This is a genomic window from Flavobacterium sp. 38, from assembly GCF_057799715.1.
Map to the genome: position 1 here is coordinate 1 of NZ_JBYNWZ010000025.1, position 1,331 is coordinate 1,331.

The following is a 1,331-nucleotide window of genomic DNA, read 5'->3' on the forward strand; positions in this document are numbered from 1 at the left end:
GTGTTTTGCGGGGTGCAAATGTAAAAAGCATTTTCTTTTCCTGCAAGCTTTTCCGAATCTTTTTTTCTGAAAATTTCTTTTCTTTTTTATCCTTAAAGCCTGCCGGCATTTCGATGAGCGTCTTCGCTGTTGCGGGTGCAAAAGTAGCGCCTTTTTCCAGTTATCCAACCTTTTTCGGCAGGTTTTTTTGCCTTTTTTTCAATCTTTTTCCTAACGTGCTGGTAACACAGTCTTTACATTCCGGTTGTTTTTAGCCTTGCGTGGGGTTTTTCTTCCATTCATTAAATTTTTATCAGTTTATGCTCTTTTTCGAATCTGCTTTTTGATGGATTTTCATTCTCCCAATATCTTTTCAGATGATCTTCCAATCTTTGAAATCCGCATTTTGCTTAAAAAAGCTTTCTTAAATCTGTTTTTTTTATCCCCGATAGAAGCAAAAACCTTCTTCAGAAAAGACTGTCTCTCAAAAATTATTCATGAATTTGTTTTTACCCTAAAAAAAACTGGACGCAGAAAAAAGCATGCCGCTTATCCAAAGCTTAAAATTCAAAACTTACAGTATTTTATAAAAAGAAAAGAGTTCCGCTTGCACCTGCCCCAGCATCAAACCCTAAAAAAATGAATCAACAAAAAAGAAGAACATCTCAAAAAAACTTTCCCTCCGTGAAACATTAAACCCTTTATCAATTTGCAGAATAGCCATTTCAAAGAAACGTTAGATGGAATATAAAATCAGCCGCGTTCAAAAGACGCCACCACAGCAACTAGCAGCAGTAAGAATAAAGCAGGAACATTATCAAAAACTTGGAAGCATAAAAAAAAATGGAAACAAATTAAGGGAACAATCTTCAGCATGGCAGCCGGCATTGATGTTCAGTCAAAAATTATTCTCCAACGCAGTTTTCGCCTTTTATTATTTCAGCATAAGAAAATCCATAGCTGCGAAGCTATTTCCGAAATTAAAACGAATATCCTTTTCTGTTTTTTTTTAAATAAAAACACAATCCCAAAATAACAGAATAGCTTTTTTTTTGCAAAAGACAATCATACATGAAGCCAGATTAACGATCTTAAAAATCTAAAACAATAGGCAAATATCATTCAATTGCATTCAGGCTTGCCAAACTGCAGATCTGGCACAATAAAAACCAATGCAAATAAATCATAGATTTCCAAAAACGGTTATAAAACAGAAAACCCCATCCGGTTTGGATAGGGTTTTTCAAAAGAAAGGCGACGACATACTCTCCCACATAACTGCAGTACCATCTGCGCAGGCGGGCTTAACTTCTCTGTTCGGGATGGGAAGAGGTGAGCCCCGCCGCAATAAC

3 protein-coding genes and 1 rRNA gene are annotated in these 1,331 nt (G+C 36.1%); 3 read left to right on the forward strand and 1 reads right to left on the reverse strand.

Features of this window, described 5'->3' with window-relative positions:
- The 3 genes from AC3E9W_RS23180 to AC3E9W_RS23190 all read left to right on the forward strand — a co-directional run.
- Window positions 1–254 (forward strand): hypothetical protein (locus AC3E9W_RS23180; protein WP_488770251.1); only part of this gene is annotated, 254 nt, incomplete at its 5' end.
- 71 nt (window positions 255–325) lie between these two features.
- Window positions 326–622 (forward strand): hypothetical protein, encoded by a 297-nt coding sequence (locus AC3E9W_RS23185; protein WP_488770252.1) that lies wholly within the window; start codon window positions 326–328, stop codon window positions 620–622.
- Between the two features lie 97 nt (window positions 623–719).
- Window positions 720–992, forward strand: a complete 273-nt coding sequence (locus AC3E9W_RS23190) for a hypothetical protein (RefSeq protein ID WP_488770253.1) — start codon at window positions 720–722, stop codon at window positions 990–992.
- Window positions 993–1,228: 236 nt separating this feature from the next.
- On the opposite strand, the gene rrf is transcribed toward AC3E9W_RS23190, so the two are convergent.
- A 5S ribosomal RNA gene (rrf, locus tag AC3E9W_RS23195) occupies window positions 1,229–1,331 on the reverse strand; the annotation flags it as partial.

Excerpts from the sequence above, each read along its gene's own strand:
- AC3E9W_RS23185 (WP_488770252.1), top strand. The coding sequence starts at position 326 with ATGGATTTTCATTCTCCCAATATCTTTTCAGATGATCTTCCAATCTTT.
- AC3E9W_RS23190 (WP_488770253.1), top strand. The coding sequence starts at position 720 with ATGGAATATAAAATCAGCCGCGTTCAAAAGACGCCACCACAGCAACTA.